General features: G+C 73.9%; 22 protein-coding genes. 9 read left to right on the top strand and 13 right to left on the bottom strand.

Annotation, left to right across the window (positions count from 1 at the left end):
* Positions 1-47 precede the first annotated feature (47 nt).
* The 3 genes from glgX to treZ all read left to right on the top strand — a co-directional run bounded on the left by glgX (position 48) and on the right by treZ (position 6,611).
* Positions 48-2,180 carry a glycogen debranching protein GlgX gene (glgX, locus tag ACFVVX_RS33580; RefSeq protein WP_387951285.1) on the top strand — a complete coding sequence of 711 codons (2,133 nt, stop codon included), beginning with the start codon at positions 48-50 and terminating at the stop codon, positions 2,178-2,180.
* A 196-nt stretch (positions 2,181-2,376) separates the two neighbouring features.
* Positions 2,377-4,884, top strand: coding sequence for a malto-oligosyltrehalose synthase (treY, locus tag ACFVVX_RS33575; RefSeq protein ID WP_387951283.1), 2,508 nt, complete (start codon positions 2,377-2,379; stop codon positions 4,882-4,884).
* On the top strand, positions 4,881-6,611 hold the full coding sequence (treZ, locus tag ACFVVX_RS33570) for a malto-oligosyltrehalose trehalohydrolase (protein WP_387951281.1): 1,731 nt from the start codon (positions 4,881-4,883) through the stop codon (positions 6,609-6,611). Before treY ends, treZ begins: the two co-directional genes overlap by 4 nt.
* Before the next feature lie 97 nt (positions 6,612-6,708).
* Here the strand turns inward: treZ and ACFVVX_RS33565 are convergent, their stop codons facing one another.
* Both ACFVVX_RS33565 and ACFVVX_RS33560 read right to left on the bottom strand, forming a co-directional pair.
* A complete protein-coding gene (locus ACFVVX_RS33565; RefSeq protein WP_387951280.1) occupies positions 6,709-7,602 on the bottom strand; it encodes a transketolase family protein in 894 nt (297 codons plus the stop codon).
* A gap of 154 nt (positions 7,603-7,756) precedes the next feature.
* A complete protein-coding gene (locus ACFVVX_RS33560; protein WP_387951279.1) occupies positions 7,757-8,455 on the bottom strand; it encodes a transketolase in 699 nt (232 codons plus the stop codon).
* Between the two features lie 56 nt (positions 8,456-8,511).
* Here ACFVVX_RS33560 and soxR point away from each other — a divergent pair, with 56 nt between their 5' ends.
* The gene (soxR, locus tag ACFVVX_RS33555) at positions 8,512-9,102 is read left to right on the top strand and encodes a redox-sensitive transcriptional activator SoxR (RefSeq protein WP_387951277.1); all 591 of its coding nucleotides are present in this window, start codon (positions 8,512-8,514) and stop codon (positions 9,100-9,102) included.
* Between the two features lie 137 nt (positions 9,103-9,239).
* Entirely contained in the window at positions 9,240-9,680 is a 441-nt protein-coding gene (locus ACFVVX_RS33550) for a hypothetical protein (protein ID WP_387951276.1), read from the top strand.
* 101 nt (positions 9,681-9,781) lie between these two features.
* Here the strand turns inward: ACFVVX_RS33550 and ACFVVX_RS33545 are convergent, their stop codons facing one another.
* Together ACFVVX_RS33545 and ACFVVX_RS33540 are read right to left on the bottom strand one after the other, a co-directional pair.
* Positions 9,782-10,342: a GNAT family N-acetyltransferase gene (locus tag ACFVVX_RS33545; protein WP_387951274.1), complete on the bottom strand. Its 561-nt coding sequence runs from the start codon at positions 10,340-10,342 to the stop codon at positions 9,782-9,784.
* 226 nt (positions 10,343-10,568) lie between these two features.
* Entirely contained in the window at positions 10,569-11,453 is an 885-nt protein-coding gene (locus tag ACFVVX_RS33540) for a LysR family transcriptional regulator (protein WP_387951273.1), read from the bottom strand.
* A gap of 84 nt (positions 11,454-11,537) precedes the next feature.
* Between ACFVVX_RS33540 and ACFVVX_RS33535 the strand changes: the two genes are divergently transcribed.
* The gene (locus ACFVVX_RS33535; RefSeq protein ID WP_387951271.1) at positions 11,538-12,275 is read left to right on the top strand and encodes a hypothetical protein; all 738 of its coding nucleotides are present in this window, start codon (positions 11,538-11,540) and stop codon (positions 12,273-12,275) included.
* A 56-nt stretch (positions 12,276-12,331) separates the two neighbouring features.
* Here ACFVVX_RS33535 and ACFVVX_RS33530 read toward each other — a convergent pair whose 3' ends face one another.
* From ACFVVX_RS33530 to ACFVVX_RS33520, 3 genes are read right to left on the bottom strand one after another with little or no spacing between them, the layout of a single operon-like run.
* The gene (locus tag ACFVVX_RS33530) at positions 12,332-12,871 is read right to left on the bottom strand and encodes a GNAT family N-acetyltransferase (protein ID WP_387951269.1); all 540 of its coding nucleotides are present in this window, start codon (positions 12,869-12,871) and stop codon (positions 12,332-12,334) included.
* Between the two features lie 37 nt (positions 12,872-12,908).
* On the bottom strand, positions 12,909-13,505 hold the full coding sequence (gene coaE / locus ACFVVX_RS33525) for a dephospho-CoA kinase (RefSeq protein ID WP_387951267.1): 597 nt from the start codon (positions 13,503-13,505) through the stop codon (positions 12,909-12,911).
* 32 nt (positions 13,506-13,537) lie between these two features.
* Positions 13,538-14,179 (bottom strand): MBL fold metallo-hydrolase, encoded by a 642-nt coding sequence (locus tag ACFVVX_RS33520; protein ID WP_387951265.1) that lies wholly within the window; start codon positions 14,177-14,179, stop codon positions 13,538-13,540.
* A 62-nt stretch (positions 14,180-14,241) separates the two neighbouring features.
* Here ACFVVX_RS33520 and ACFVVX_RS33515 point away from each other — a divergent pair, with 62 nt between their 5' ends.
* Entirely contained in the window at positions 14,242-14,682 is a 441-nt protein-coding gene (locus ACFVVX_RS33515) for a MarR family winged helix-turn-helix transcriptional regulator (protein WP_387951263.1), read from the top strand.
* A gap of 49 nt (positions 14,683-14,731) precedes the next feature.
* Here ACFVVX_RS33515 and ACFVVX_RS33510 read toward each other — a convergent pair whose 3' ends face one another.
* Together ACFVVX_RS33510 and rpsA are read right to left on the bottom strand one after the other, a co-directional pair.
* Positions 14,732-16,978, bottom strand: coding sequence for an MMPL family transporter (locus tag ACFVVX_RS33510; protein ID WP_387951261.1), 2,247 nt, complete (start codon positions 16,976-16,978; stop codon positions 14,732-14,734).
* A 233-nt stretch (positions 16,979-17,211) separates the two neighbouring features.
* Positions 17,212-18,702: a 30S ribosomal protein S1 gene (gene rpsA, locus ACFVVX_RS33505; RefSeq protein WP_387951260.1), complete on the bottom strand. Its 1,491-nt coding sequence runs from the start codon at positions 18,700-18,702 to the stop codon at positions 17,212-17,214.
* A 416-nt stretch (positions 18,703-19,118) separates the two neighbouring features.
* On the opposite strand from rpsA, the gene ACFVVX_RS33500 reads away from it, so the two are divergent.
* Together ACFVVX_RS33500 and hrpB are read left to right on the top strand one after the other, a co-directional pair.
* The gene (locus tag ACFVVX_RS33500) at positions 19,119-19,982 is read left to right on the top strand and encodes a class I SAM-dependent methyltransferase (protein WP_387951258.1); all 864 of its coding nucleotides are present in this window, start codon (positions 19,119-19,121) and stop codon (positions 19,980-19,982) included.
* Between the two features lie 45 nt (positions 19,983-20,027).
* Positions 20,028-22,646: an ATP-dependent helicase HrpB gene (gene hrpB, locus ACFVVX_RS33495; protein ID WP_387951256.1), complete on the top strand. Its 2,619-nt coding sequence runs from the start codon at positions 20,028-20,030 to the stop codon at positions 22,644-22,646.
* Positions 22,647-22,805: 159 nt separating this feature from the next.
* Here the strand turns inward: hrpB and ACFVVX_RS33490 are convergent, their stop codons facing one another.
* The 4 genes from ACFVVX_RS33490 to ACFVVX_RS33475 all read right to left on the bottom strand — a co-directional run bounded on the left by ACFVVX_RS33490 (position 22,806) and on the right by ACFVVX_RS33475 (position 26,939).
* Positions 22,806-23,588 carry a hypothetical protein gene (locus tag ACFVVX_RS33490; RefSeq protein ID WP_387951254.1) on the bottom strand — a complete coding sequence of 261 codons (783 nt, stop codon included), beginning with the start codon at positions 23,586-23,588 and terminating at the stop codon, positions 22,806-22,808.
* Positions 23,589-23,811: 223 nt separating this feature from the next.
* Entirely contained in the window at positions 23,812-24,585 is a 774-nt protein-coding gene (locus tag ACFVVX_RS33485; protein ID WP_387951252.1) for a GNAT family N-acetyltransferase, read from the bottom strand.
* Positions 24,586-24,695: 110 nt separating this feature from the next.
* Positions 24,696-25,889 carry a DUF3103 family protein gene (locus ACFVVX_RS33480; protein WP_387951250.1) on the bottom strand — a complete coding sequence of 398 codons (1,194 nt, stop codon included), beginning with the start codon at positions 25,887-25,889 and terminating at the stop codon, positions 24,696-24,698.
* 282 nt (positions 25,890-26,171) lie between these two features.
* Complete coding sequence (locus ACFVVX_RS33475) at positions 26,172-26,939, bottom strand: hypothetical protein (RefSeq protein ID WP_387951248.1); 768 nt, start codon at positions 26,937-26,939, stop codon at positions 26,172-26,174.
* Between the last annotated feature and the right edge of the window lie 57 nt (positions 26,940-26,996).

Raw genomic sequence — 26,996 nt, 5'->3', positions numbered from 1 at the left:
CCGGATTGCGGGTCAGTTCCCGTTGTTGGCAAGGAAGTTGAGGACTCATGCAGGTCTGGCCAGGGCAGCCCTACCCCCTCGGTGCCACCTACGACGGGGCCGGCACCAACTTCGCGGTGTTCTCCGAGAGCGCCGACCGGATCGAACTCTGTCTGCTCGCCGAGGACGGCTCGGAGACGGCCGTGGAGCTGCGCGAGACGGACGCCTTCGTCCGGCACGCCTACCTCCCGGGCGTCCAGCCGGGCCAGCGGTACGGCTTCCGCGTCCACGGCCCGTACAACCCGGGCCTCGGCCAGCGGCACAACAGCGCCAAACTGCTGCTGGACCCGTACGCCAAGGCGATGAGCGGGCACATCGACTGGGACGAGTCCGTCTACGGCTACCACTTCGGCGCACCCGAGCGCCGCAACGACCTGGACTCCGCCCCGCACACCATGCACTCGGTGGTGATCAACCCGTACTTCGACTGGGGCACCGACCGGCCGCCGCGCACCGAGTACCACCGCACGGTGGTCTACGAGGCCCACGTGAAGGGCCTGACCAGGCTCCACCCGGGCATCCCCGAGGAGATCCGGGGCACTTACGCGGGCCTGGCCCACCCGGCGGTGATCGAGCACCTGGCCAAGCTCGGGGTCACCGCGATCGAGCTGATGCCGGTGCACCAGTTCGTCCGCGACCACCGGCTGCGCGACCTCGGCCTCGCCAACTACTGGGGCTACAACACCGTCGGCTTCTTCGCCCCGCACTCCTCGTACTCCTCCACCGGGGACCGGGGCCAGCAGGTGCAGGAGTTCAAGTCGATGGTGAAGGCGCTGCACGCGGCCGGTATCGAGGTGATCCTGGACGTCGTCTACAACCACACCGCCGAGGGCAACCACCTCGGCCCGACGCTGTCGCTGCGCGGGCTGGACAACGTCTCGTACTACCGGCTCGCCCAGGACCAGCGGTTCTACGAGGACACCACCGGCACCGGCAACAGCCTGCTGATGCGCAGCCCGCACGTCCTGCAGCTGATCATGGACTCGCTCAGGTACTGGGTCACCGAGATGCACGTCGACGGATTCCGCTTCGACCTCGCCGCGACGCTGGCCCGGCAGTTCCACGAGGTCGACCGGCTGTCCTCGTTCTTCGACCTGGTCCAGCAGGACCCGGTGGTGTCCCAGGCCAAGCTGATCGCCGAGCCGTGGGACCTCGGCGAGGGCGGCTACCAGGTCGGCAACTTCCCCCCGCTGTGGACGGAGTGGAACGGCATGTACCGGGACACCGTCCGCGACCTGTGGCGCGGTGAGAACGCCACCCTGGCCGAGTTCGGCTCCCGGCTCACCGGCTCCTCCGACCTCTACCAGGACGACGGCCGCCGCCCGATCGCCTCGATCAACTTCGTCACCTGCCACGACGGCTTCACCCTGCGCGACCTGGTCTCGTACAACGAGAAGCACAACGCGGCCAACGGCGAGGACAACCGGGACGGCGAGTCCTTCAACCGCTCCTGGAACTGCGGCGAGGAGGGGCCGAGCGACGACCCGGCGGTCGAGGAGCTGAGAGCCCGCCAGCAGCGGAACCTGATCGCCACCCTGATGCTCTCCCAGGGGGTGCCGATGCTCTCGCACGGCGACGAGCTCGGCCGCACCCAGGGCGGCAACAACAACGCGTACTGCCAGGACAACGCGCTCTCCTGGGTGCACTGGCCGGAGCAGGACGGCCCGGCCGCCCGGCTGCTGGAGTTCACCCAGGGCATGATCTGGCTCCGCCGGGACCACCCGGTGTTCCGGCGCCGCCGCTTCTTCCACGGCCGGCCGGTGTCGGGCCGCCCGGCCTCGGGGGCGAGCCACGACCTCACCGACATCGCCTGGTTCACCCCCAGCGGGGAGGAGATGACCAAGCGCAACTGGGGTGCCAGCTACGCCAAGTCGCTCACCGTCTTCCTCAACGGGCACGCGATCTCGGAGCCGGACCGGCGCGGCGGGCGGATCGTCGACGACTCGTTCCTGCTGATGTTCAACGCGCACTTCGAGCCGCTGGAGTTCACCGTGCCGGCCGATCACGGGCAGGAGTGGCAGGTGGTGGTCGACACCGCGCAGCCCCGGCTCCCGGCCCCGGGGACGGGGGCCCGGGTCAAGGCCGGGGACGCCCTCTGGCTCACCGACCGCTCGCTGCTGGTGCTGCAACGCCCCGCGTGAGCGCCGGGTCCGATCCGGCCGTCCTCCCCGTCCGCGGTCCGTGCTCCCGCCCGCGGTCCGCACCCCCGTCACGGTCCGTGCTGCCGTCACGGTCCGTGCTCCAGGGCCGGTGCTCCGCGGTCCGCGGCGGGGTGGTTCACCTGTTCGGATCAGCAACGGGTCTTGGTGGCGGGCTCGCGCGGGTAGTCATGGACACATGACCTCCGCCGCCGAGCCCGCGCAGCCACGCCCGGCCGCTGTCCCGTCCCGCCCGGCGCCCCCGTCCTTCGAAGCACCCACCGCCAGCTACCGCCTCCAGCTCCAACCCGGCTTCACCCTCCGCGACGCCACCGCCGCCGTGCCCTACCTCGCCGCCCTCGGCGTCTCGCACCTCCACCTCTCCCCGCTGCTGGAGGCCGCGCCCGGCTCCACCCACGGCTACGACACCGTCGACCACACCCGGGTCAGCACCCGGCTCGGCGGCGAGCCCGCGCTGCGCGCACTGGCCGCCGAGGCCCACCGGCACCGGCTGCGGCTGATCGCCGACGTGGTGCCCAACCACATGGCCGTCCCGGTGCCCGAGGAGCTCAACCAGCCCCTGTGGCAGGTGCTGCGGGACGGCCCCGACTCGCCGTACGCGCGCTGGTTCGACATCGACTGGACCGCCCAGCCGGGACCGACCGACGCCCCCGCGCGCGGCCGGGTGCTGCTGCCGCTGCTCGGCGACCGGCTCGGCGCGGTCCTCGGCGAGCTGGCCGTCGACGGCGACGTCCTGCGCTACCACGACCACGCCTTCCCGCTGCGTCCCGGCACCGCCGGCCTGCCGCTGGCCGAACTGCTCGGCCGGCAGTGGTACCGGCTCGGCTGGTGGCGGCTGGCCCGCACCGAGCTCAACTACCGCCGGTTCTTCACCGTCAACGAGCTGATCGCGCTGCGGGTCGAGGACCCGGAGGTGTTCCGGGCCACCCACGCGGTGCTGCTGCGCCTGCACGCCGAGGGCGTCCTGGACGGCTTCCGGATCGACCACCCCGACGGCCTCGCCGACCCGGCCGGCTACCTGCGCCGGCTCGCCGAGGCCACCGGCGGCGCCTACACCGTCGTCGAGAAGATCCTCACCGGGCCGGAGCGGCTGCCCGCGGACTGGCCGTGCGCGGGCACCACCGGGTACGACGCGCTGCGCCGGATCGACGGGGTGCTCACCGACCGGGCGGGCGCCGACCGGCTCGCGGAGCACTACGAGCACTTCGTCCGGGGCACCGCGGCCGGCGAGCCGCGCCCCAACCCGCACTCGGCCGAACCGCACCCCGCCGAACCGGACCCCGCCGTCGCCGCCGCCCGGCGCGGCCGGGCCGACATGACCGGCCCGCAGGGCGAGCTGGCCGCCGAGGTCGAACGGCTGGTCCGGATCGCGCTCCGGATCGGCGCCGCCGAACCCGCCTTCGCCGACCACGCTCCCGGGCGGCTGCACGCCGCGCTCCAGCGGGTGCTCAGCGGCTACCCCGCCTACCGCCCGTACGTGCGGCCCGGCGAGCCGGCCCCGCCCGACTCGGTCTCCGCCGAGCAGATGCGCGCCGCACTGGACGGTTCGGACGACGCCACCGAGGTGCTGGTCGCGGACCTCGCCCTCGGCCGGCTCGGACGCAGCCCCGAGAAGGACGAGTTCTGCGTCCGCTTCGCGCAGACCGCCGCCGCCGTCGCCGCCAAGGGCGTCGAGGACACCGCGTTCTACCGCTGGAACGCGCTGCTCAGCCTCAACGAGGTCGGCGGCGAGCCGGCCCGGCCGGGCCTGGCGCCCGCGGACTTCCACGCGTGGTGCCGGTCCGTCGAACGCGACTGGCCGCACACCATGACGGCGCTCTCCACCCACGACACCAAGCGCAGCGCCGACGCCCGCGCCCGGCTCGCCGTCCTCGCCGAACAGCCCGGGACCTGGGCCGCCGAGGCCGCCGCCTGGTCCGCCGCGGCCGGCCCCCCGGCGGACCGGGACAGCGACTGGCTGCTCTGGCAGACCCTGGTCGCGGCCTGGCCCATCGGCCCGGACCGGCTGGTCACCGCCGTGCTCAAGGCCGTCCGGGAGGCCAAGCTGCACACCTCCTGGACGAGCCCCGACGCCCGCTACGAACAGGCCCTCACCGACCGCGTCCGCGCCGTCCGCACCGCCCCGGGGCTGCTCCCGCGGATCGAGGGGTTCGTCCGGGCGATCGCACCCCACGCCCGCGCCAACACGCTCTCCGCCGCGCTGCTGCACCTCACCGTGCCGGGCGTGCCCGACCTCTACCAGGGCAGCGAGGAGCCGCTGTACACCCTGGTCGACCCGGACAACCGGGAGCCGGTGGACCTGGGCGCGCTGGCCGTGCGGCTGACGGACTCCGCCACGCCGCGGGCCGACGACCCGGCCCGGGAGAAGCTGCACCTCACCACGACCGCCCTGCACCTGCGGCGGGCCGGCCCACTGGGGGCGTACCGGCCGCTGGCCGCCGCCGGCGCCGCCGCCGAGCACCTGCTCGCCTTCGGGCGGGGCGACGGCGTGGTCACGGCGGTCACCCGCCTCCCCTTCGCCCTGGCCCGGGACGGCGGCTGGCGGGACACCGTGCTGGAGCTGCCGGGCGGCGGCCCGTGGACGGACGGGCTCACCCGGCGCACCTTCGCACCGGGCGCGGTGCCGGTGGCGCAGCTGCTGGCGACGTACCCGGTGGCGCTGCTGACCAGGAGGAGCGGGGCATGAGGACGTACGAGGTGTGGGCCCCCTCGGCCGCCGAGCGGGTCGAGGTGGAGGTCGCGGGCGAGCGGCACCCCCTGGCCGTGGACGCCGGGCGCGACGGCTGGTGGCACGGCGAGGCGCCGACCGGGGACTACGCCTTCCGGCTCGACGACGGACCGCCGCTGCCCGACCCGCGCTCGCCCCGGCAGCCGCACGGCCCGGACGGGCCCAGTCGGCCCGTCGACCACGCCGCGTTCCGCTGGTCGCAGACCGGCTGGCGCGGCCGCCCGCTGCCCGGCGCGGTGCTGTACGAGCTGCACATCGGCACCTTCACCGCCGCCGGCACCTTCGACGCCGCCGCCGAACGGCTGGACCACCTGGTGGAGTTGGGCGTCGACTTCGTCGAGCTGATGCCCGTCTGCCCGTTCCCCGGCAGGCACGGCTGGGGCTACGACGGCGTCTCGCTCTGGGCGGTGCACGAGCCGTACGGCGGACCGGAGGGGCTCAAGCGCTTCGTGGACGCCGCGCACCGCAAGGGGCTCGGCGTCGTCCTGGACGTGGTGCACAACCACCTCGGCCCGTCCGGCAACCACCTGCCCGCGTACGGCCCGTACTTCACCGACCGCCACCACACCCCGTGGGGTTCGGCGGTCAACCTGGACGCCCCCGGCTCGGACGAGGTCCGCGCGTACCTGATCGGCAGCGCGCTCGCCTGGCTGCGCGACTACCGGATCGACGGCCTGCGGCTGGACGCCGTGCACGCCCTCGCCGACGACCGGGCCGTCCACTTCCTGGAGCAACTGTCCGGCGCCGTCGACACCCTGGCCGCCACCAGCAACCGCCCGCTGTTCCTGATCGCCGAGTCCGACCTCAACTCCCCGCGCACCACCGCCCCGCGCGAGGCCGGCGGCCAGGGCCTCACCGCGCAGTGGAGCGACGACCTGCACCACGCCCTGCACTGCGCGCTGACCGGTGAATCCCAGGGCTACTACGGCGACTTCGCGCGCGAGCCGCTGGCCGCCGTCGCCCGGACCCTCACCCGGGGCTTCTTCCACGAGGGCGGCTGGTCCTCGTTCCGCGGCCGCGGCCACGGCCGCCCGTTCCCTCCCGCCCACGGGCACCGGCTGCTCGGCTACCTGCAGACCCACGACCAGATCGGCAACCGCGCCCTCGGCGACCGGATCTCCGCCGGACTGCCGCCCGGCCGGGTCGCCGCCGGGGCCGCGCTGGTGCTCACCTCGCCGTTCACCCCGATGCTGTTCATGGGCGAGGAGTGGGGCGCGGCCACCCCGTGGCAGTACTTCACCGACCACACCGACCCGGGCCTCGCCGAGGCCGTCCGGCAGGGCCGGCGGCGGGAGTTCGCCGAGCACGGCTGGCAGGCCGAGGAGGTGCCGGACCCGCAGGAGCCGGCCACCGTGCTGCGCTCCGTCCTGGACTGGACCGAGCCCAGGCGTGCGCCGCACGCCGAACTGCTCTCCTGGTACCGGAGGTTGATCCGGCTGCGGCGGGAGCGGCCCGAGCTGGTCGACCCGGATCTGGCGGCCGTCCGGGTGGAGTACGACGAGGCGGCGCGCTGGCTGGTGGTGCACCGGGGGGCGTACCGGATCGCGGTCAACCTGGGGGGCTTCGCCGCGCGGGTGCCGCTCGGCGGAGCCGGGCACGAGCTGTTGGCGGCCTTCGGCGACTGCGCGCTCGACGGTGCGGCGGTGCGGTTGGGGGCCGACTCGGCCGCCGTCGTCCGGGTCTGAGCCACCGTGCGGATCTCGGCCTTCGGGGGAGCCACCCTGCGGATCTCGGCCTTCGGGGGAGCCACCCTGCGGATCTCGGCCTTCGGGGAGGGGCCGGTCACCAGAGGAAGGTGCCGATCCGCTCCCGCAGCGAGGCCGCGTCCAGGCCGTAGGCGGCCAGGTGCTCGGGGATCGAGCCGTAGTGGCGGTGCTCGTCGCGCGGCACCCCGAGGCCCAGGACCCGGTGCGGGCGGTCGTTGAGCGCCGCGTGCGCCTCGTTGGCGGAGGTCCCCGCGAGGTACGGCTCGACCAGCACCACGTCCGCCCGGCCCCCGGCGGCCGCCCGCAGCCCGGCCGCGTCGAACGGCCGCACGGTGGCCGCGTACAGCACGGTCACGTCCAGGCCCGCGGTGGCCGCCAGCACGGCGTCCAGCATCGGGCCGACCGCGAGCACCACGCCCTTCGAGCCCTGGCGCACGGTGGTGAAGCGGCCGGGCTCGACCGGCACGGCGGCGGCGTTCTGGTGCGCGGAGAGCCGGACGTACACGGTACGGTCGTCGTCCGCGACGGCGTGGCGCAGCAGTTGTTCGGCCTCGTCCGGGTGGCCCGGCACGTGGACCGTCCAGCCCGGGAGGGTGTCCAGCAGGGCGACGTCCCCCGGCGCCATGTGGGTACGGCCGCCGGCCGGCCAGTCGTAGGAGCCGGCCGCGCTCACCAGGACGGCCCCGACGCCCTGGTGGGTCAGGTCCAACTTGACCTGCTCGAAGGGGCGTTCCACCAGGAAGCTGGCGAAGGTGTGTGCGATCGGGCGCATCCCGGTGAGGGCCAGGCCGCCGGCCGCGCCGATCAGCAGCTGTTCGCGGATGCCGACGTTGATCACCCGGTCGGGGTGCCGCTCGGCCGCCTCGGTGAAGCCGGCGGCGCTGATGTCGGCGAGCACCAGGGCCAGTCGGGGGTCGTCGTCGAGCAGGCGGGCGGTGACGTCGAGGAAGCGGTCGCGCATGGTGTCCATCGGTGGGTCCCCTACTGGTGGGTGGGTCTTGGCGGTCTCGGCCCGGGTGCCGGACGCGGGCGGTTCAGGCGGTTCGAGCTGTTCAGGAGGCTCGGGCGGTTCAGGAGGCTCGGGCTGCTTTGCGGCTCCGGCGGTTCGAGCCGTTCGGTGGGGCTCAGGAGTTCTTGGGCTCCACCCGGGCGACCACGACGTGCGGCCGGCCGGGGTGCTCGGCGGTGAACGCCGCGTGCAGCGCCTCGTGGTCGCGGCCGTCGACCGTGGCGGTCGACCAGCCCTCGGCGGCGAACCGGGCCGCGATCCCGCCCTGCCAGCCGTGCGTGGCCGAGGAGTTGTCGATGACGACCACGTGCAGCCGGTCCAGCCCGTAGGCGCCGGCGAAGGCCACCGCCTCGTGGTTGGACCCCTCGTCGAACTCCGCGTCCCCGACCAGCACCCAGACCGCCGGGTCGGCGAGCCCCTGGGCGCGCAGCCCGAGCGCCGTACCGACACCCAGCGGCAGGCCGTGCCCGAGCGAGCCCGAGGCGATCTCCACGCCGGGGACCAGGGTGCGGTCCGGGTGGTGGCCGAGCGGCGAGTCGTACCCGCCGAAGCTCGGCAGCAGCTCCGGGGAGATGAACCCCTTGGCGGCGAGCACCGCGTAGTAGGCCATCGGGCCGTGGCCCTTGGAGAGCAGGAAGCGGTCGCGGTCCTGGTCCTCGGCGGTGTCCGGGGTGACCCGCAGGACGCGGTCGTAGAGCACCCAGAGCACGTCCAGCGTGGAGGTGGCGGCGGGGCCGTGCTTCTCGGCGCCGGTCATCAGGCCCATCAGGCCGGGGAGGTCGTCGAAGGCGGCTTCAGCCGTTGCTGTGGTCATGCCCTGAATCCTGCAACTTGAAGTCGACTTGAAGTCAAGCGGCTACAGTGAATCCCATGATCGCCCCCGACGCCTCGCCCGGAGCAACTGCCGCCGCCACCGCGCCCGGAGCCGACGGAGCCGCCACCCCGCCCAGGCCGAGCCGGCACGACCTGCTCACCATCGGCCAGCTCGCCGAGCGCAGCGGCCTCGCCACCTCCGCCCTGCGTTACTACGAGAAGCTCGGCCTGCTCCACGCCACCCGCACCACCGGCGGCCAGCGCCGCTACATCCGCGCCGCCCTGCGCCGGGTCGCCTTCATCCGCGCCGCCCAGCGGGTCGGGCTCTCCCTGGACGAGGCCAAGGTCGCCCTCGACCGCCTCCCGGAGAACCGCGCCCCCAGCAGCGAGGAGTGGGTCGGTGTCGCCGAGTCCTGGCAGAGCCGGATCGACGAGCAGATCGCGGAGCTGGAGCGACTGAAGGCCAAGCTCACCGGCTGCATCGGCTGCGGCTGCCTCTCGCTCAGCCGCTGCGCCCTCTACAACGCGGCCGACCGCGCCGCCGCCGCCGGACCGGGCGCCCGCTACCTGCTGACCCGTGACCCGTCGACCGGCCCGGAGCCCGTCGCCGGACAGGCCGGCGCCTTCGGGCGGCAGGGCGGGCGGTAGGGGCCGGCGGGCCCGCCCGTCGGGCCACTGCGCCGGCCCGGCTGCCACCCATCCGGGTGAGGGATCGTCAAATGCCTTCGTGTGCGCCGCATTTACCGCGAGAATGGGCGCATCGACACCACGTTCCTGGAGGCATGATGGCAGACACCAGGGCCCTGCGGATCCGTGCGCGCGGCTCGCTCCTGGGGGTGCGCGGGGGCGGGGTCTTCGCCTTCCTGGCGGACGAACCGCCGGCCCTGTTCCTGATCGCGCCGGCCGGCGACGGGACGGTCCTGATCAGGGAGAAGGACTCCGGGCAGGTCCTCGCGGCCGAGGCCGCCGAGGCGGGCGGCCGGGTCGTCCTGACCGCGGTGGAGGGCGGCGCCGCGCACTCCCGCTGGGCCCTGTTCAGGCTCACCGAGGACGAGCAGCCGATCGCGGTGGACACGGTCGACGGCTCCGGCCTCTACCTGCTGCGACTCGCGGGCACCGGGCTGCACTTCGGGCGCTCCTGGATCGAGGACAAGTCGCTGATGCCCAAGCCGGTCGTCCTCGCCGACGCGAAGCAGCAGGAGCCCCTCTACGTCACCTTCGCCTGACGGGGCGCCGGGGAGCAGACGCCCTGGCATCTGTGCGAACTCCCGCCGTCCGGCGCCGCCTTGGCGCACTCTGCGGAGGATTGGCCCGGGAGGCGCGGGGCTCAGGCCCGGCGGGCGTCGCCGCGCAGCAGGCTGTAGCGGACGACGTCGCGCCACTGCCCGTCCCGGAACACCAGGCTGCGCTGCACGCCCTCCCGGGTGAAGCCGCACTTCTCCAGGGCGCGCTGCTCGGCGAGGTTGGCGGACTCGGTGTCGGCCTCCAGCCGGACCACCGGGGAGTGCGCGAACAGGTAGTCCGCCAGCAGGCGTTGGGCCTCGGTGCCGATCCCGCGGCCGCGGGCCTGCGGGAACAGCTGGATCCCGATGTTCCAGTACGGCGCTCCGGGGACGACCGCCCGGCGGCGCCACCCGACGAACCCGTGCAGCGCCCCGCCGGAGGCCACCGCGAGCTGCGACCGCTCCTCCCCCAGCAGGCCGTCCTCCGCCCACTGCCGCCGCCAGCGACCGGGGTCGGACCAGCCGTACCACTGGAACGGTCCGAGCGCCTCGGGATCGGCCAACAGCGCTTCGAGGGTCGGCAGATCGGCCGCGGATATCGGACGGAGGATCACCGGGCCGTCACTCGCGGCGGCACGCGCGGGGAGACTCATAGCGGCACTCATGGCGGCACTGTAGTGGCCCGGCGGGCAGCTGTCCGGGGCTTCCCGGCCGGGGCCCGGGCTCGCCTACACGCCCGACGAACTGCGCTGGCTGTTCTCGGACTTCACCGAGATCGAGCTCCGCCCGATGACACCCCAGCCACCCGAGAGCCCGCTCTTCGGCATCCCCGTCCTCCTCACCGCCCTGTTCCGCCGCCCGACCACCGCCTGACGACAACCCAGCCGGTGGTCAGGCCTGGTCCAGCAGGTGGGCGAGCAGGGCCGCCGGGCCCTCGGGGAGGCTGCCGCGGACGAGTTCCGTCCGGTGGACCAGCCGCGGGGTGTGGACGGGGACGGCGGTGAGGCCGGGTGCGCCGGACAGGGCGGCGGCCGGGAGGGCGGCGAGGCCGTGGCCGGCCGCGACCAGGGCGAGCAGGCCGCGGACGTCGGTGCCGAGGTAGCGGGTCGCGGAGCGGAAGCCGTCCACCCCGGTGGCCGCGCGCAGGCGGTCCGGGCGCGGGGCGAGGTCGGGGGCGTCGAGCCAGCGGGCGGCGGAGAGGTCGGCGAGGGCGAGGCCGGGGCGCCCGGCCAGCGGGTGGCCGGCCGGGAGCGCGACGGCGAGCGGCTGCTCGGCGACGGCCACCGTGGTGAGCGGGCCGACGTCGGGGAGCGGCAGCGGGTCGCTGGGCGCGGCGAGACCGTCGATCAGGGCGAGGTCGACCCGGCCGGTGGCGACCTGGGCGGGCAGCGCCTCGTGGGCGAGCACCCGGACGACCAGGTCGACCCGCGGATGCGCCCGGCGGACCTCGGCGAGCGCCTCCGCCAGCCGGGCGGTGACCGCCAGCGGGGTGGCCCCGAGCACCAGGCGGGCGCTCGGGGCGGCGACCAGACGGGTGATGTCGGCGCGCGCCGCGTCCAGCCGGACCAGCAGCGGACCGGCGTGCTCCAGCAGCCGCGCGCCCGCCTCGGTCGGGCCGACCGGGCGGCGGTGCAGCAGGGCCGCACCCAGATCGCCCTCCAGTGCGGCGATCTGCTGGGACACGGCCGACTGGGTGTAGCCGAGCTCCCGCGCCGCCTCGGAGAAGGAGCCGAGCCGGGTGACGGTGACGAAGGTGCGCAGCAGGTGCGGGTCCATGGACACAGGAGTATCAGAGTCTCTGATCGAAGGGTAAGCAATCATCGTTGGCGCTGATCCGGGGCCGAGGGTGAGGATAGCCGCATGACGTACCTGACTCCCCGCATCGCCCTGGTCGGCGACCGCTCCCCCGCCGTCCGCTCGCACGCCCGGATCCCCGGCCTGCTCGACGCCCTCGCCGAGCGCGACCAGCTCGTCCTGGACGCCTACTGGATCCCGACCGAGGACGCCGGGACGCCCACCGCCCTCGACGGCTTCGACGCGATCTGGCTGCTGCCCGGCAGCCCCTACCGCAGCGAGGCCGGCGCCCTGGCGGCCGTCCGGACCGCCCGGGAGCGCGGCATCCCGTTCCTCGGCACCTGCGCCGGCTTCCAGCACGCCGTGCTGGAGTACGCCCGCAACGTCTGCGGCATCGGCGGCGCCGCGCACGGCGAGTCCCACCCCGAGCGGGACGAGCTGCTGATCGTGCCGCTCACCTGTTCCCTGGTCGGACACGAGGGCGCGGTGGAGATCGCCCCCGGCTCGCTCGCCGAGCGCGTCTTCGGCACCACCCGGACGCTGGAGCGGTACCACTGCGCGTACGGGCTGAACGCCGACTACCTGGAGCGGCTGCACGCGCGCGGGCTGCGGTTCAGCGGCACGGACGACTCCGGCGAGATGCGCGTCCTGGAGCTGCCCGGCCACCCGTTCTTCCTGGCCTCGCTGTTCCAGCCCGAGCTGGCGGGCGACGGCACCCGGGCCCACCCCGCCATCCGCGCGCTCGCCGCCGCGGCGGTGGAGCACGCCGCCGCGGCGGAGCGCGCGGCGGCCGTCCGCGCCTGACACACCTCTCGCACCGCGGCCCGCCCCGGCCCGACTCGGCCCGGCGGGCCCCGGGCTCACATCGGCAGCGAGCGCAGCCGGACCGCTCCCGCGGGCCAGTCGGCACCGTCCCGCAGGGGCGTCCACATGGTCCGCAGCGGCATCACCACCACCCGCCCCCCGGGCTGTTCCACCGCCACCTCGCCGTCCAGCTCCCGCCAGCCGAGCCGCCGGTAGAGCGCGACCAGCGGCGGGCGGCAGAACAGCAGGGCGTGCCGCGGGCCGAGCGTCCGCGCATGGTCCAGGGCCGCCCCGACGACCGCGCGCGCCAGGCCGTGCCCCCGCAGGTCGGGGGCGACGGCCACGCCGCCGACGCCCACCACCTCGGCGTCCAGGCCACCCACCGTCAGCGGCAGCCGCCGCAGCCCGGTGTGGGCGACCAGTCGGCCGTCCTGCTGCCGGATGCCGAAGTGGATCTCCTTGGGCAGCCAGGTCAGCCCGGTGTCCGCGACGCCGAACGGGTCGGCGCCGGAGCCGAGTATCTCGTCCTGGTCGGCCCGGGTGTACTGCGCGAGCGGCGTCACCGCCGGTGGTACGGAAACGAAGTGATCGGTCATCGGGCCATGATCCCCCGCCGGTCCCGCCATGACCAGATCAGGCCTGACGCCCCTTCAGCTCCGCCCAGAGCTCCGCGACCCGGGGGGCCAGGGACTCCAGCGGGCCGCTGTTGTCGATCACCAGGTCCGCGATGGCGAGCCGGTCGGCCCGGGTGGCCTGGGCGGCCATCCGCGCCCGGGCCTCCTCCTCGGCCATGCCGCGCAGCCGGACCAGCCGGTCGATCCGCACCTCGTCCTGCGCGTCGACCACCACGACCAGGTCGTAGAGCGGGCCGAGCCCGTTCTCGGCGAGCAGCGGGACGTCGTGGACGACCAGTGCGCCCGGGGCCGCGGCCGCCTCCAGTTCGGCGGAGCGGGCCCGGACCAGTGGGTGCACGATGGCGTTCAGGGCCTTCAGCCGCTCCGGGTCGGCGAAGACCACGGCGCCGAGCGCGGGGCGGTCCAGCGAACCGTCGGCCCGGAGCACGCCGGGGCCGAACTCGGCGGCCACCGCCGCGAGGCCCGCCGTCCCGGGAGCGACCACCTCGCGGGCGATCACGTCGGAGTCCACGATCACCGCGCCGTGGGCGGCCAGCAGCCGCGACACCTCGCTCTTGCCGGCGCCGATGCCGCCCGTCAGTCCGATCTTCAGCATGGCGCCAGGCTACCGGCGCCCACGGCGCCCGGTCAGCCCAGGTCGAGACTCTCGCCGGCGGCCAGCGCCGAAAGCTCCGCCCCGGTGCCGGGCCCGCCGGGACCGACCAGCCGGGTGTGCACCGCGAGGCCCGCCGGGCTGAGCACCGCGTCGTGGATCGGCAGCGCCCGGCTCGGGCCCGCCTCCCGGACGTAGTCGATCAGCTCGGACACCTTGGTCCACGGCCCGGCGATCGGCAGCAGCAGCGTCTCCACCGCGTGTGGCGGCACGGTCAGCGCGTCGCCGGGGTGGAACACCCGGCCGTCGACGAGGAAGCCGATGTTGCGCACCAGCGGGATCTCGGGGTGGATCACCGCGTGCCACTCGCCGTGCACCGAGACGCCGATCCCGCCGACCTCGAAGGCGTCGCCCTCGCCGACCACCGTGACCCGCTGCGCCACCCCGTCGAGTTGCTCGGCCACCGCGCGGTTGGTCCACACCCGTAGCTCCGGGTCGGCCGCCAGGGCGGCGCGCAGGGCGGCCGCCTCGAAGTGGTCGGCGTGCTCGTGGGTGATCAGCACGGCGTCCGCACCGGCGAGGGCGGCGGGCTCGGTGAACACTCCGGGGTCGATGACGAGAGTGGTGTCGCCCTGTTCCAGGCGAACACAGGCATGTCCGAACTTGGTCAGTCGCATGCCGCAAACACTACAGCAAGACTGTACAGCCTTGCTGCATAATCGCCGGGTAGGATTCCGCCATGACCGAAGAGCCGAACAGCACTCCGGGCCCCGAGGCCCTGGAGCTCGCCGCCGACCTGCGCACCGCCGTCGGGGAGCTGGTCCGCGCGCTGCGCCCGGACGACGCGCTGCCGCAGAACCAGGCCGCCGTCCTCGGCCTGCTGGTCCGCGACGAGCGCGCCTACACCGTCGCCGAACTGGCCGCCCGCCAGAACGTCCGGCACCAGTCGATGGCCCGCACCGTCACCCTGATGGCCGGATCCGGGCTGGTCGTCCAGCAGCCGCACGCCACCGACGGCCGCAAGCTGCTGATCGCCGCCACCGAGGCCGGCCGGGCCGCGCTGTTCGAGCAGCGGGCCCGACGGGAGGCGCGGATCGCGGCGGCCATCGAGGCGCGGCTCACCCCAGAGGAGCAGCGGACCCTGCGCAGCGGCGTCGAGCTCCTGCGCCGACTGCGCTGAACCGGCCGACGCCCGACTTACCGCGCCGAACCGGTCGGCGGCGCCGGACCTACTGAGCGGGCTGCGCCGAACCGGTCGGCCCCGCGCCCACCAGAACGGGCGCCGGACGCTGCGCCGGCAGCACGGCCGGCTCGATCGTCGGCAGGTCGACGTGCTCGCTCAGCCCGAACCTGCGGTGCAGGCGGCGCAGCGGCGCCGGGGCCCACCAGTTGAACTCGCCGAAGAGGCTCATCGCCGCCGGCACGAGCAGGCAGCGGACCAGCGTGGCATCGACGGCCACGGCGACCGCGAGCGCGATGCCCATCTGCTTGACCATCAGCATGTCGCCGAGCGCGAAGCCGGCGAAGACGATCACCATCAGCAGCGCCGCCGAGGTGATGATCTTCCCGCTGCGCTGGACGCCCAGCTCCACGGCGCTCGAACAGCTGTGGCCCTTGTCCCGCAGTTCCTTGATCCGGGCGAGCAGGAAGACCTCGTAGTCCATCGACAGCCCGAACGCGAAGGCGAAGACCAGCACCGGGATGAAGGTCTCCAGGCCACCGGTGGGGCTGAAGCCGAGCAGTCCGCTGAACCAGCCGTCCTGGAAGACCAGGGTGAGCGCGCCGAGCGAGGCGCCCAGCGAGAGCAGGTTCATCAGCAGGGCCTTGACCGGCATCACCACCGAGCCGGTCATCAGGAAGAGCAGCACCAGCGTGCCGAGCGCCACCAGGCCGAGTGCGATCGGCCCCCGGGTGAGCAGTTCGTGCTGGAAGTCGACGATCGACGCGGCTCCGCCGGTGACGTGGGTGGTGAGCCCGCCGCGGTCGGCGCGCAGTTCCTCGACCACCTTCTTGGCCTCCCCGCCCTGCGGATCGCCGTGCACCAGCACGTCGACGGTGGAGACCCCGTCGCTCACCGGGGTCACCGCACGGACCCCGCTGACGCCGGGCAGCTTGGCCACCACCTCGTCCGCGTAGGCCTGGGCGACGGGGGCGCCGCCCTCGACGACCACGGTGATCGGGGCCGCCGAGGCCAGCGGGAAGCGCTGGTCGACGGTCTCGGCCACCTGTCGGCCGGCCGAGGAGGCGGGCAGCACGGCGGCGCCGGAGCTGCGCATGTCGGCGTGCAGGAACGGCGCCCCGGCGGCCATCAGCAGCGCGACGCAGGCGAGCGCGACGGGTACCGCGCGCTTGCTCACCCGGCGGACGGTGCGGCTGAAGAAGCCCTCGTCGGGCACCGGCGCGGTGGGTGCCTTGATCCGGCTGCCGGCGAAGCCGAGCAGTGCCGGGACGAGGGTGAGCGCGGCGGCGACGGCGATCACCACCACGCTCACCCCGGCGGCGGCGACCGCGCCGAGGACGGGACTGGTGAAGACGAAGAGGCCGGAGAGCGCGACGGCCACGGTCAGCCCGGAGAAGGCGACGGTCCGGCCGGCGGTGGCCGCGGTCCGTTCGACGGCCGCGGCGATGCCGGCGCCGTGGCCGCGTTCCTCGCGGAAACGATTCACCATGAGCAGCGCGTAGTCGATCGAGAGGCCGAGCCCCAGCACGGTCGCGATCGGCAGCACGCTGGTGTCGATGTCCATGATCTTGCTGAAGCCGAACATGGCCAGCAGTGCCCCGCCGACCGAGGCGACCGCGCCGATCACCGGCAGGCTGGCCGCGGCGAGGCCGCCGAAGACCAGCACCATGACGATCAGGGTCAGCGGCAGGGTGACGATCTCGCCGAACCGGGTGTCCTTCTCGGTCTGCTTCTTGACCTCGTCCTGGAGCACGAGGTCTCCGCCGACCTTCACCTGGGCGCCTTCGGCGTCGATCGCCGCCAGCCGCTGGGTGACGGCGCCGGTCTGCGCGTCGGTACTGTCGTCGGCCATCCGGACGGACAGCAGGCTCGCGTTCCCGTCGGCGGAGCGCAGCGCGGCACCGGCCGGGCCGGGCCCGTAGGCGTCGGTGGCCGACGAGACCCCGGGCAGTGCGGCGATCTCGGCGGTGGCCCGGGTGACGGCGTCCCGCACGGCCGGATCGTCGACGGACCTGCCGTCCACCACCGCGGTCACGACGCCCCTGGCCGGGTCGGCCGCGGTGACCACCGCGCTCCCCCGGTCGGCCTCGGAGGCCGCCGAGGAGGCGCCGGCCACCGATCCCGCGAAGACCCGCCCGCCGATCAGCACGCCTATGACCAGCACGACCGCCCAGAACCCGAGCACCCAGCGCCGGTGCCGGAAGCAGAACCGGCCGAGGGCAGCAAGGCGCCCGTCGACCTTCGGGTCGGCGGACGTGCGGGAGGAGGGGGAGGTCACTGCGGTGCTACGGCGCATGTGTGGGGGGTGCCTAGCGTGTGGGGCCGGGTGAGCGACCCATCGGGCAACTCATCCCAAGGTAGGCGCTAGGCCCTAAAACACCCAGGGGCATCCAATGAGCCCCTTATCACAAAATTCGTTCACATAGGGAATAAATAAGTCAAGGGGAAAAACAATGGTCCCCACCCGGAAATCCGGGTGGGGACCATCGGTGACGCTATGCGCTAGGCACTAGCAGGAGGGGCAGAGCCTCAGCTCTGGCCGCCCGCCAGCTTCTCGCGCAGGGCAGCCAGGGCCTCGTCCGAAGCGAGAGCGCCGGAGCCCTCGTCGCTGCTGGAGGAGTACGAGCCACCGGCGGCGGCGGCAACAGCGTCGCCACCCTCGGCAGCGGCCTCGGCGTCGGCCTCACGGCTCTTGATGACCTGGGCCTGGTGCTGCTCGAAGCGGGTCTGCGCCTCGGCGTACTGGCGCTCCCACTCCTCACGCTGCTTCTCGAAGCCGGGCAGCCAGTCGTTCGCCTCGGGGTCGAAGCCCTCCGGGTAGATGTAGTTGCCCTGGTCGTCGTACGAAGCGGCCATGCCGTACAGGGTCGGGTCGAACTCGACCTCGGCCGGGTTGGCACCGAGGGCCTCGTTGGCCTGCTTCAGCGAGAGGCTGATGCGACGACGCTCGAGGTCGATGTCGATGACCTTGACGAAGATCTCGTCGCCGACCTGGACGACCTGCTCCGGGATCTCCACGTGGCGCTCGGCCAGCTCGGAGATGTGGACCAGACCCTCGATGCCCTCGTCCACGCGGACGAACGCACCGAACGGAACCAGCTTGGTGACCTTACCCGGGACGACCTGGCCGATCTGGTGGGTCCGGGCGAACTGCTGCCACGGGTCCTCCTGGGTCGCCTTCAGCGACAGGGAGACACGCTCGCGGTCCATGTCGACGTCGAGAACCTCGACGGTGACCTCCTGGCCGACCTCGACAACCTCGGACGGGTGGTCGATGTGCTTCCAGGACAGCTCGGAGACGTGAACCAGACCGTCGACGCCGCCGAGGTCCACGAACGCACCGAAGTTGACGATCGAGGAAACGACGCCGGAGCGCACCTGACCCTTCTGCAGGGTGGTGAGGAAGGTCTGGCGGACCTCGCTCTGGGTCTGCTCCAGCCAGGCACGGCGGGACAGGACCACGTTGTTGCGGTTCTTGTCCAGCTCGATGATCTTGGCCTCGAGCTCCTTGCCCACGTAGGGCTGGAGGTCGCGAACACGACGCATCTCGACCAGCGAGGCCGGGAGGAAGCCGCGGAGGCCGATGTCGAGGATGAGACCACCCTTGACGACCTCGATGACGGTACCGGTGACGATCCCGTCCTCTTCCTTGATCTTCTCGATCGTGCCCCAGGCGCGCTCGTACTGAGCCCGCTTCTTGGACAGGATGAGACGACCCTCCTTGTCCTCCTTCTGGAGAACCAGGGCCTCGATCTCGTCGCCGACCTTGACGACCTCGTGCGGGTCAACGTCGTGCTTGATCGAGAGCTCGCGGGACGGGATGACACCCTCGGTCTTGTAACCGATGTCGAGGAGGACCTCGTCACGGTCGACCTTCACGATGATGCCCTCGACGATGTCGCCATCGTTGAAGTACTTGATGGTCTCGTCGATCGCCGCGAGGAACGCCTCAGCGTCGCCGATGTCGTTGACCGCGACCTGCGGGGTGGTGCTGGTGGAGGAGTCGGTGGGGCTCGTCATTAGGAAAAGGGCTCCGGTACGGACATGAAGTCGTAGGTAATGCCACGCGGAGGGCCCGTATCGCTCCCACCGAAAGCCGGACAGCCAAGAACACGGCGCACCGGACAATCCCGCACAGCGGGAAATACCGGTGTCCGTCTTGCGACCGTGGGGTCTTCGACAGATGCGAGCGCGACCTGCTCCGTCCGAGGCGCGCAGGCCCGCAGCGCAACTTGTAGCATACGGGGACGGCCAGGCACGGTCAACGCCAAGGGCGCCAAGACGGTGGAGGCCGGTATGGATCAGGCCATATCCTCCGATTGCGCACCACATGGTGGCGGCCGCAGGAAGCCCTTCCCCGGATGCCACCGCCTGGATCCGGGCCCTTGACGGGCCGGTTCGCGGCAGCGGCGCTTCCGCAGACCACACCCTACGCGATGGGCATTATCACCGTGGCCACCACCCCCCAGTCCGACCTGCATGATCTTGACGAAGACGGCGACGACGCGCTAAGGCGCGAGGCCGAGGCGGGCGAGAGCAGCCGGGCCAGCCGGCACTGGTGGGACCGCAACGCGGACGAGTACCAGGACGAGCACGGCGAGTTCCTCGGCGACGACCGGTTCACCTGGTGCCCGGAGGGCCTGGACGAGGCCGACGCCCGGCTGCTCGGCGACCCGGCGGACCTGGCCGGCAAGGACGTGCTGGAGCTCGGCGCCGGCGCCGCCCAGTGCGCGCGCTGGCTGGCCGGTCGCGGCGCCCGGGCGGTGGCGCTGGACATCTCCTTCCGCCAGCTCCAGCACTCCCGGCGGATCGACCTCTCCCGGGGCCTGGCCCCCGTGCCGGTGGTGCAGGCGGACGCGGCGGTGCTGCCCTTCGCGGACCGCTCCTTCGACCTGGTGTGCTCGGCGTACGGCGCGGTGCCGTTCAGCGCCGACACCGCCGCCCTGATGCGCGAGGTGCACCGGGTGCTGCGACCCGGCGGGCGCTGGGTGTTCTCGGTGACCCACCCGATCCGCTGGGCCTTCCCGGACGAGCCGGGCGTCGAGGGGCTGACCGCCACCGCGTCCTACTTCGACCGCACCCCGTACGTCGAGCAGGACGAGCAGGGCCGGGCCACCTACGTCGAGCACCACCGCACGCTCGGGGACCGGGTGCGCGAGCTGGTCGGCGCCGGGTTCCGGCTGCTGGACCTGGTCGAGCCGCAGTGGCCGGAGGGCCACGAGCAGGAGTGGGGCGGCTGGTCGCCGCTGCGCGGACGGCTGATCCCGGGGACGGCGATCTTCGTCGCCGAGCGCGACTGACGAACGCGAACGGCGAACGCGAACGGCGAACGGCGAACGGCGGGCATGGTCGGCGGGCGCGACCCGCGGGCGCGGCTTACGGGCGCGGCAGGTCGGCGGGACCGACGGGCGGTACCGCCGGTCGGGGAGACTGTCCGGGTGAACCCCGCCTGGCGCGAACTGCCCGTCCGTACCGCCCTGCCCGCCCTGCACCGCGCGCTCGACGAGCACGGGGTCGCCGTGCTGGCCGCCCCGCCCGGCACCGGCAAGACCACGCTGGTGCCGCTCGCCCTGGCCGGGCTGCTCGCCGGGGACGACCGCCCGGTGCACCGGGTGCTGGTCGCCGAACCGCGCCGGCTGGCGGTCCGGGCGGCCGCCCGGCGGATGGCCTGGCTGCTCGGCTCGGCCGTCGGCGCCGAGGCCGGCTACACCGTGCGCGGCGAGCGGAGGGTCGGGCCCCGGACGGTGGTCGAGGTGGTCACCACCGGCGTGCTGCTGCAACGGCTCCAGCGCGACCAGGAACTGCCCGGCGTGGACGTGGTGGTGCTGGACGAGTGCCACGAGCGACACCTGGACGCAGACACCGCCCTCGCCTTCCTGCTGGACGTCCGGGCGGCGCTGCGGCCCGAGCTGCGGATCCTGTGCGCCTCGGCGACCTCCGACACGGCGGCCTGGGCGGAGCTGCTCGGGGGCCCGCAGGGCCCGGCACCCGTCGTGGAGGCGCACGGCGTCTCGCACCCCGTCGAGGTGCGCTGGGCGCCCCCGCCGCGCGCCGTCCGCCCCGCGCACGGCACCCGGGTCGATCCGGCGCTGCTGGACCACGTCGCCGCCACCGTCCGGCGGGCGCTCGCGGAACAGGACGGGGACGTGCTCTGCTTCCTGCCCGGCGTCGGTGAGATCGCCCGGGTCGCCGGGCAGTTGGCCGGTGTCCCCGCCGAGGTGCTGCAGCTGCACGGCCGGGCCCCGCAGGCGGTGCAGGACGCGGCCCTCACCCCGTCCTCCTCGCGGCGGGTCGTCCTCGCTACCGCCGTCGCCGAGTCCTCCCTCACCGTGCCCGGCGTCCGGATCGTGGTGGACGCCGGACTCGCCCGCGAACCCCGCACCGACCACGCCCGCGGCCTCGCCGCCCTGGTCACCGTGCGCGCCTCGCTGGCCGCCGCCCGCCAACGCGCCGGCCGCGCGGGCCGCGAGGCTCCCGGCACCGTGTACCGCTGCTGGCACGAGGCCGAGGACGCCCGCGCCGCCCGCTTCCCCACCCCCGAGATCGCGCTCGCGGACCTCACCCCGTTCGCCCTCCAGGTGGCCTGCTGGGGCGACCCGGACGCCACCGGGCTCGCCCTGCCCGACGCTCCGCCCGCCGGGGCGATGGCCGCCGCCCGGGAGACCCTGCGGGCGCTCGGGGCCGTCTCCTCGGACGGTCGGGCGACCGAGCGCGGGGTGCGGCTCGCCCGCACCGGGCTGCACCCGCGGCTGGGGCGGGCGCTGGTCGACGGCGCGCCCGCCGTGGGCGCCCGCCGGGCGGCCGAGGTGGTCGCCCTGCTCTCCGAAGAACCGCCGCGCGCACTGGGGGACGACCTCGGCGCGGTGTGGCGCGGGGTTCGGTCGGGCACCGACCTCTACGCCGGACGCTGGCGCGACGAAGTCCGCCGCCTGCAACGCGCCACGTCCGACGAACCCGCCACCCGCCTGCCAGACGCCACCGCCGTCGGACTCGTCGTCGCCCTCGCCTTCCCCGAGCGCATCGCCCGCGCCCGGGTCGAGCGGCCCGCCCCGGGCGAGCGCAGCCCGTACCTGATGGCCTCGGGGACGGCAGCCGAACTCGCCCCGGGCACCGCGCTGGGCGCGCTGCCCTGGCTCGCCGTCGCCGCGGCCGACCGCCCGGCGGGGGCGCACTCGGCGCGGGTGCTGCATGCGGCCGCGCTCGACGAGGACACCGCCCACCTCGCCGGTGCCCCACTCCTCGCCAAGCGCGCCGAAGTCCACTGGGACACCCGGCGGGGCGAGGTCGTCTCCCGGCAGGTGCAATCCCTCGGCGCCATCGAACTCACCGAGAAGCCGCTGCCCCGCCCCGACCCGTCCCTCGTCCGCGCCGCCATCCTCGAAGGCCTCACCCGCGAGGGCGTAGGCGCCCTCCTGAACTTTCCGTCCACCCTGCGCGAACGCCTCGCCTTCCTCCACGCGGCGATCGGCGACCCCTGGCCGGACGTCAGCGACGAGGCACTGCTGGAACGCGCCGAGGAGTGGCTGGAACCCGAACTCTCCCGCGCCCGCCGCCGCGCCGACCTCGCCCGGATCGACACCACGTCCGCACTGCAGCGCCTGCTCCCCTGGGCAAGCGGACAGGCCGGCCGTCTGGACGAGCTGGCCCCCGAACGCATCACCGTGCCCAGCGGATCGAGGATACGGGTCGACTACAGCACCGAACGCCCGGTGCTGGCCGTCAAGTTGCAGGAACTCTTCGGCTGGAGGGCCGCCCCCGCCCTGGCCGGCGGGCGGGTCCCGCTCACCGTGCAGCTGCTCTCCCCCGCCGGCCGCCCCGCCGCCATCACCGGCGACCTGGAGGGCTTCTGGAAGAACGGCTACCACGCCGTCAGAGCAGATCTCAGAGGCCGCTACCCCCGCCACCCCTGGCCCGAGGACCCGACCACGGCCGAGCCGACGAAGCGCACCAACGCCCGGAAGTGACAGCCGAACCGCTGTCCACCACCCACGCCCCCTCGTCCCAGTCCTGTCCGGAGCAGCCCCGCACCCCCAACCCGTGAGCGCAGGAAGTCGACCCCACCGACTTCCTGCGCGGAGTGCCGGGTCGCTCGGCCTGCCTTTCCGCAGCGCCCCGGAGGTGGCTCAGGCGGTCAGGGCGACGATCGTGGTCCAGTCGGAGCTCAGGCCGCCTTCGGCCAGCTCGGTGAAGATGCCTTCGGTGTCGATCCGGCCGGTGGCGATCACACCGTTGTCGGCCCGGTAGAACAGCGCCTCCTGGCCCACCGGCACGATGTGCGTCCAGTTCGGGGAGAGCTTTCCGTCGGCCAGTCCGGTGAAGATCCCGTCGGTGTCGATCCGGCCGGTGGCGATCACTCCGCTGTCGGCCCGGTAGAACAGCTCGGCCCCCAGGGGTTCGATGTGGGTCCACCCGGTGGACAGCCCGCCCTCGGCCAGCCCGTTGAAGATGCCGTTGGTGTTCAGGTTCCCGGTGGCGATCACGCCGTTGTCGGCCCGGTAGAACAGCAGCACCCGGCCCACCGGCACGATGTGCGTCCAACCCGAGGACAACCCGCCCTCCGCCAGCCCCGTGAAGATCCCGTTCGTGTCGATCCGACCCGTGGCGATCACACCGTTGTCGGCCCGGTAGAACAGCAACTCCCGACCCACCGGCACGATGTGCGTCCAACCCGAGGACAACCCGCCCTCCGCCAGCTCCGTGAAGATCCCGTTCGTGTCGATCCGCGCGGTCGCGATCACACCGTTGTCGGCCCGGTAGAAGAGCAACTCCCGCCCGATCGGCACGATGTGCGCCCAGTGCGGGGAGAGCTTTCCGTCGGCCAGTCCGGTGAAGATGCCGTTGGTACCGAGTCTTCCTGTCGCTATCAGGCCGTCGCCGGCCCGGTAGAAGAGCAGTTCCCTGGACATGCTTCCTCCTCAGTCGCAGGGACCGGGACCACGTCGCAGCTCGCTACGCGCGGTCACCGTCGGGTCGGTCCCGTACCGACCGCTCCCTCCCACGCTACGCGCCCGCACCATCGGGTGTCACCAGGCAGTCCGGCCGTCATCGGGGTGCCTTTGAAGACTCAACATCCCGGTGACGGAGCGCAGTTGCGGTGACCGCGGGTCACCGGCGCGGACCCATCCCGCGCTACGCCGTCCCGGACGGCGCGGACCACCAGGTCGAGGGGGACGCCACCGTGTACCCCAGCGACTCGTACAGCGGCCTGCCCAGCTTCGAGGCGGTGAGGGTGGCCGGGAGGTCGGCCAGGTGGGCGAGGGCGCCGAGCATGACGGCCCGGCCCACGCCGCGCGAGCGGAAGGCCGAGGAGGTGGCGATCCAGTAGTGGCTGCCGACGCCGTCGGCCACGACGCTCACGCCGGCACCCGCGGCGACGCCGTCGACGGAGGCGACGAACACGTCCACGCCCGGCTGTTCGATCAGCGTGGTCGGGAAGAGCTCGCCGGGGCGGTAGGGCTCGAAGCCGTCCAGCTCGAAGCCCTCGATCACGACCCGCTCGGCCACCTGGAGGTCCTCGGGCTGCCGCACCCGGGTCACGTCCAGTGCCGGGTCGGCGACCGGCCCGGGCAGGCGCAGCATGATCGGCATCTGCCAGGTGCGCATGCCCAGGTGGCCCAGGTCCGTCGAGCTGAACGGGTCCTCGACGGTCACCGAGCCCGCCGCCCGGCGGGTCAGTCCGCTCAACTCGGCCACTTCGCCCGGGTCGAGGTCGGGCTCCTGGATCAGGATCCGCAGGCCCGCGCGCTCGTCACCGTCGACGGCGACGAATCCCCGGCGCCGGATCACCTCGTGCCCGCGGGATCGGCCGGTCGCGATCCAGAAGGCGGCGGAGTTGCGGGCCTGGAGCACCGGTGCCCCGGCCGGGGAGACGGGCCGGCCGTTCAATGCGTAGTCCGTTGTCATCGGGCCTACGGTAGTACGGACTTGTCCTCCTCACACGGGTTGATCAACTTCGGGCCGGGCCGACGGAGCGCGGCAACGCGCGCTGCGCCGGCCCGGCCCTGTGAGGACGGTCAGAACTGCTGCACGAAGTACGGCTCGACGGTCATCCAGCCGTTGCCGCGGGCGCCGTTGAGGCGGCCCGAGCTGTTCCGGGCGAGGGTGTACCAGGACTCCACGTAGTCCGGGTCGTCGGTCCACCAGGAGGTGGGCAGGGCCGCCAGGACGGCGTTGACCAGCGGGATGTAGGCACCCTGGTCGGCGATGGTGAGCAGGACGGCGGCGACGGCCTGGGCGAGGGCCAGGTAGTTGGTGTCGCCGTCGTCCTCCATCAGGACGACGTCGGCCAGGTTGTACTTGTAGTTCGACCAGTTCACCAGGATCTGGTTCGGGTGGTACACCGTGCCGTCGTACTGGAGGTACGGCATGGCGACCGAGTCGACCCGGACCTTGCCGTCCTGGCCGAAGCCGGTCACCAGGCTGAACATCTCGGCGGCGCCCTTGAACCAGGGCTCCTCGTCGTCGGCCACCTCGATGCCGCTGATCTTGGTGGCCCACCAGCCGCCCGCGGCCTGCGCCGCGTCGGGGCCCTTGGTGCCGGGGGTCGCGGTGCCGGGGCCCTTGGTGCCGAGGCCGGTGGCGTCGAGGCCGCGGGCGCCGAACTCCCGCTGGAGCACGGCGATTCCGGCGGCCAGCGTCTTGGCCGTGTCGATGTCCACCAGGTAGACCGGCTGCCCGGGCACCGCGCCGGCGTCGAGGTTGTGGGCCCGGCCCGCGGTGTCGTAGGCGCGGATGGTGCGGGCGTGGTCGTCGGCGACGGCGGTGGCCACCAGCGGCGCCGCGCCCGCGTCCAGGGCGGCCCGCATCGACGGATCGGCCAACTGGACCCGCAGCAGCGGGCCGAGCTCGGCGCCGAGGCCCTTGGCGGCGGCGATCCGGTGGTCCGCGTTCGCGGCGGTGGCGGCGAGCCCGCGGGCGGCGGGGCTCTGGGCGGCGGCGGCCAGCGGGCCGAGCTCGGCGGTGCCGGCCGCGGTACCGGCGGTCGCGGACCGCAGTCCGTCGCGCAGCGCGGAGTCGGTGAGGGAGGTGGCCAGCGCGCGGGCGACCTCGTCCTCGATCGCGGACACCTGGGTGGCGGCCGCCGGGGCGGCGGGAGCAGCGGGGGCGGGGGCGGGTATCGGGGCGGCCGCGGCCTGACCCGCGGCGAGCGCGAGCAGGGGCAGGGCCGCGAGCGCCACGAGGGCGCGCCGCGAGCGGGGCAGGGGCATGAGGGGTCTCCAGACTCGTCGGGTGAGGCGTCGGAGCATCAGAGCGGTTCAGCTGGCGGAGCGGTGGAGCAGGCGGAGCTGGCCGAGCGGGCCGAGCGGTGGAGCGGGCCGAGCGGCGCCCACGCCGCGATCATGCGCGTCGGTGCCATGACAAGTGAAGAGGTTCCCTGACGCCGGATCAACCCCCGAGGCGTACTGCGGTTGCCCGAAGGCGCTCGGCGGACCTCCGGCGCGGCCTGCCCCGCGGTCGGGCCGGGCCAGGTGTTCACCTGTCGGCGGCGGTCACGCCGGGGTCTGTCCTCGGTCCGCCCCGGTGCCGGCCTCGTCGCCGGGCGCGGTGTCCGGCAGGGCGTCCGGCACGGCGTCGGCCACCGTACCGGTCTCGGCCGGGGCGGTCGGGGCAGGCAGGTCGGGCGGCGCGGGCGCCAGGGAGGGGATCCGCCCGGGCGCCCGGACGTACCGCCTGGTCTCGAACTCCACCGCCAGACCGGCCGGCACGAGCAGTGCCCGGAGGTCCTCGACGAGCCGCCGCGGATCACCCGGCACCTCGGTCGCCGACAACGGCACGGCGCCGAAGCCCGGCGGCTCCAGTCGAAGGGAGTAGGTCTCGCGCCGGGGCCGCGGGTCCCCGTCCACGGGCTCGGCGATCCAGTGGGTGACCGTCAACCCGCGCAGGCGTGCCACCGGCTGCCACCGGCCCGGTACGCCCGGCCCGACGCGGCGCCACCGCACCGGCTTGTCCGGCGGTGAGAACTCCAGCCGGCCCGGGCGGGTCAGCTCCTCCCACTCGTAGCGGGCCGCCCCGACCACGAGTTCCAGGAGGGACACCCCGGCCACCGCCCACGCCGTCGCCCGGCCGTCGAGGTCCAGGAGGTGGTGGGCGAAGGTGCCGACCATCGCACCCACCGGGAGCAGCAGCAGCTGCCATGCCAGGGCCGACGCCAGCCCCGCCCCCAGGAGGGCAGCCGCCTCGCGCACCCGGTCCCGCCCGGTGCCGAGCACCAGCACCGCCGACTCCGACCCCACCCGCACGGTCACCCGGTCCGTCACCCTCCCAGCATAGGGGTCCGTCTTCGAACTCCCGCCTGCTTGGCGGGTGTTCGAAGA

Origin of the sequence: Kitasatospora sp. NPDC058170 (assembly GCF_042883905.1) — a bacterium.
Taxonomy (GTDB): Bacteria; Actinomycetota; Actinomycetes; order Streptomycetales; family Streptomycetaceae; genus Kitasatospora.
Note: the sequence above shows the minus strand (reverse complement) of the source record. Positions and strands in the feature narration are given on the sequence as shown.

Excerpts from the sequence above, each read along its gene's own strand:
- glgX (WP_387951285.1), top strand. The coding sequence starts at position 48 with ATGCAGGTCTGGCCAGGGCAGCCCTACCCCCTCGGTGCCACCTACGAC.
- treY (WP_387951283.1), top strand. The coding sequence starts at position 2,377 with ATGACCTCCGCCGCCGAGCCCGCGCAGCCACGCCCGGCCGCTGTCCCG.
- treZ (WP_387951281.1), top strand. The coding sequence starts at position 4,881 with ATGAGGACGTACGAGGTGTGGGCCCCCTCGGCCGCCGAGCGGGTCGAG.
- ACFVVX_RS33565 (WP_387951280.1), bottom strand. The coding sequence starts at position 7,602 with ATGGACACCATGCGCGACCGCTTCCTCGACGTCACCGCCCGCCTGCTC.
- ACFVVX_RS33560 (WP_387951279.1), bottom strand. The coding sequence starts at position 8,455 with ATGACCACAGCAACGGCTGAAGCCGCCTTCGACGACCTCCCCGGCCTG.
- soxR (WP_387951277.1), top strand. The coding sequence starts at position 8,512 with ATGATCGCCCCCGACGCCTCGCCCGGAGCAACTGCCGCCGCCACCGCG.
- ACFVVX_RS33550 (WP_387951276.1), top strand. The coding sequence starts at position 9,240 with ATGGCAGACACCAGGGCCCTGCGGATCCGTGCGCGCGGCTCGCTCCTG.
- ACFVVX_RS33545 (WP_387951274.1), bottom strand. The coding sequence starts at position 10,342 with ATGAGTGCCGCTATGAGTCTCCCCGCGCGTGCCGCCGCGAGTGACGGC.
- ACFVVX_RS33540 (WP_387951273.1), bottom strand. The coding sequence starts at position 11,453 with ATGGACCCGCACCTGCTGCGCACCTTCGTCACCGTCACCCGGCTCGGC.
- ACFVVX_RS33535 (WP_387951271.1), top strand. The coding sequence starts at position 11,538 with ATGACGTACCTGACTCCCCGCATCGCCCTGGTCGGCGACCGCTCCCCC.
- ACFVVX_RS33530 (WP_387951269.1), bottom strand. The coding sequence starts at position 12,871 with ATGACCGATCACTTCGTTTCCGTACCACCGGCGGTGACGCCGCTCGCG.
- coaE (WP_387951267.1), bottom strand. The coding sequence starts at position 13,505 with ATGCTGAAGATCGGACTGACGGGCGGCATCGGCGCCGGCAAGAGCGAG.
- ACFVVX_RS33520 (WP_387951265.1), bottom strand. The coding sequence starts at position 14,179 with ATGCGACTGACCAAGTTCGGACATGCCTGTGTTCGCCTGGAACAGGGC.
- ACFVVX_RS33515 (WP_387951263.1), top strand. The coding sequence starts at position 14,242 with ATGACCGAAGAGCCGAACAGCACTCCGGGCCCCGAGGCCCTGGAGCTC.
- ACFVVX_RS33510 (WP_387951261.1), bottom strand. The coding sequence starts at position 16,978 with ATGCGCCGTAGCACCGCAGTGACCTCCCCCTCCTCCCGCACGTCCGCC.
- rpsA (WP_387951260.1), bottom strand. The coding sequence starts at position 18,702 with ATGACGAGCCCCACCGACTCCTCCACCAGCACCACCCCGCAGGTCGCG.
- ACFVVX_RS33500 (WP_387951258.1), top strand. The coding sequence starts at position 19,119 with ATGGGCATTATCACCGTGGCCACCACCCCCCAGTCCGACCTGCATGAT.
- hrpB (WP_387951256.1), top strand. The coding sequence starts at position 20,028 with ATGGTCGGCGGGCGCGACCCGCGGGCGCGGCTTACGGGCGCGGCAGGT.
- ACFVVX_RS33490 (WP_387951254.1), bottom strand. The coding sequence starts at position 23,588 with ATGTCCAGGGAACTGCTCTTCTACCGGGCCGGCGACGGCCTGATAGCG.
- ACFVVX_RS33485 (WP_387951252.1), bottom strand. The coding sequence starts at position 24,585 with ATGACAACGGACTACGCATTGAACGGCCGGCCCGTCTCCCCGGCCGGG.
- ACFVVX_RS33480 (WP_387951250.1), bottom strand. The coding sequence starts at position 25,889 with ATGCCCCTGCCCCGCTCGCGGCGCGCCCTCGTGGCGCTCGCGGCCCTG.